This window comes from Citrobacter sp. Igbk 17 (genome assembly GCF_028069775.1).
GTDB lineage: Bacteria > Pseudomonadota > Gammaproteobacteria > Enterobacterales > Enterobacteriaceae > Citrobacter.
In genome coordinates this window covers 1-2151 of sequence record NZ_JANEWI010000073.1, presented here as the reverse complement: position 1 = coordinate 2151, position 2151 = coordinate 1, and the positions used below count along the sequence as shown (strand labels likewise).

Here is a 2151-nt window from a genome sequence, read left to right as displayed (position 1 = left end):
ATTTGTTAATAATTCATTAATATGAAACTTATAATTAACATATATGCATCATTTGACGTAAATTGAAGCCATGAATCGTCGTTTTTACGGTGACGGGAAAATAATAAAATGTCGAAATTGAGAACTGAATCGATACCGGAAAAGGGTGCTCAACATTTTTCCGTTCGATGATATGCTCACCACTCTTTTCGCCCAGGACGTCATCATTGTGGCGGCCTGTATTGTTACCGTGGAGAACTCATGCAACGCGTTCAACGCATCATTGTCACGTTGATCCTGGCTATCCTGTCTTTTAATGTCGGTGCGCATCCCCACAGTTTTATCCACCTGAAAACTGAGATAGTGAGTGAAAATAACCAGTTTGTAGCGCTGAAAATGCGCTGGACGATGGATGAAATCACCTCGGCTGATCTGCTTTATGATGCGGGGAATGCCAAACCGGGTGATGAGATCTGGAAAAAACTGGCGGCAGAAGTGATGGCCAACGTCCTTGGGCAGCACTATTTCACTGAAGTGTGGCATGCGGGACAAAAGGTAAAGTTTAAAAATCGGCCGACGGAATATGGTATGGAACGTGAGGATCATCAGGCGGTGCTGACATTTGTGCTGCCGTTGGCAGAGCCGCAGCCGTTGAACGGACAAAAATATAGCATTTCAACGTTCGATCCGACCTACTACGTCGATATGAGCTATGACAAAGACAGTGATGCCTCTCTGGCACAGCCCCTACGCCAGCAATGCCGGATTTCCGTGCATACGCCGACACCGAATGAACAAACGCTGAGTTTTGCACAGTCGCTGGATAAAGAAGATGCACCGCCGGAGGATATGGAATTAGGTAAACAGTTTGCACAGACGGTGACGTTGCAATGTCAGTAATTTATCGACCACACACGGTCAGACGTCGTTGGCTTAGCCTATGGCCGCTGGCGCTGTTTTTGCTGATGGCGACGGGCGGCATACTGTGGCTATGGCAGATCTGGCCGCAGGTCATGGTGAAAAGTATTGTCTGGCAGCGGGATGTTAATCAGCAGATGAGTGGGTTGCTCAAAGCGGTTGCTGCTAATCCGACCCGGGCCGGGGGATCGCTGCTGCTGTTTAGTTTCCTGTATGGGGTACTACACGCGCTGGGGCCGGGACACGGGAAAATTGTTATTACCACCTGGCTTGCGACCCATCCGTCGAAGTTGAAGTCGAGTATCGGGCTGACGCTGGCGTCTTCGTTGTTACAGGGACTGGTCGCAATTGGGCTGGTGATAGTGGTGCTTACGGTACTGCAGCTACCGGCCCGGCAATTGCATATGAGCAGTTTCTGGCTGGAGAAAGGAAGTTATGCGTTGGTGGGGGTGTTGGGGGTGCTGCTGTGCGTTCGTGCGTTGAAAAAATTGTGTCAGCTGCTGCGTCGCCCAAAATTTACCGCCTTCACGCCACATCATGTGCATCATGAGGGTTGTGGCTGTGGGCATCAGCATGTGCCAGACCCTCAACAGTTGCAAAGCGGTGATGACTGGCGTGCCCGGCTGATGATCGTTTTGTCTATGGGAATGCGCCCATGCTCGGGGGCAATCATGGTCTTACTGTTTAGTAAAGTGGTTGGCGTTTTTAGCTGGGGCATGGCGTCGGCGCTGGCGATGGCGGCTGGAACCTCTTTGACGATTACGTCACTGGCTCTGCTGGTACACAGTTTCCGTTCGCTGGCGGTGAGACTTAGCGGACATAAAGCGCCGGTATTGTGGCGACAGATTGGCTGGACAACGCTGGCATTAACCGGTGGTGCGGTGCTGATTGCTGCTGCGGTAGTGATGTGGATGAGCGCGGTGCCGGTGGGGCGGGGGATAAGGACTTTTTAAGTTACTCACATTATCTCTGTTCTCACACAACGGATACGGTAGATAAACGCCTTTCAGAGTGGGCGCTATTCTGATACTCACATTGAATCTGGCATAGTCGGTCAGCCTGGTGAGGGGGACGAGAGTTTATAAAAAATGGCTTTAATCTTCTTGGTTGTTTGGTTTAAATATTGAGCATCGGTTTAATAAATTTAAATATATTATTTAATGTATCCATCAAATAAATAAAATAAACCACGAAAGGCCACTAGCATGTCTAATTTTAGATAAAAGATCAAGGTTTATGTGTATGGAAATATAT

At 48.9% G+C, this 2151-nt stretch carries 2 protein-coding genes; both read left to right on the top strand.

The annotated features are described in order from the left end of the window. Positions 1-240: 240 nt before the first annotated feature. Positions 241-879, top strand: coding sequence for a DUF1007 family protein (locus NNO08_RS22780; protein ID WP_271457603.1), 639 nt, complete (start codon positions 241-243; stop codon positions 877-879). Then, positions 870-1850 carry a nickel/cobalt transporter gene (locus tag NNO08_RS22775; protein WP_271457602.1) on the top strand — a complete coding sequence of 327 codons (981 nt, stop codon included), beginning with the start codon at positions 870-872 and terminating at the stop codon, positions 1848-1850. The genes NNO08_RS22780 and NNO08_RS22775 overlap by 10 nt, the downstream gene beginning before the upstream one ends. Positions 1851-2151 lie beyond the last annotated feature (301 nt).

Coding starts and splice junctions, on each gene's coding strand:
- NNO08_RS22780 (WP_271457603.1), top strand. CDS start 241: ATGCAACGCGTTCAACGCATCATTGTCACGTTGATCCTGGCTATCCTG.
- NNO08_RS22775 (WP_271457602.1), top strand. CDS start 870: ATGTCAGTAATTTATCGACCACACACGGTCAGACGTCGTTGGCTTAGC.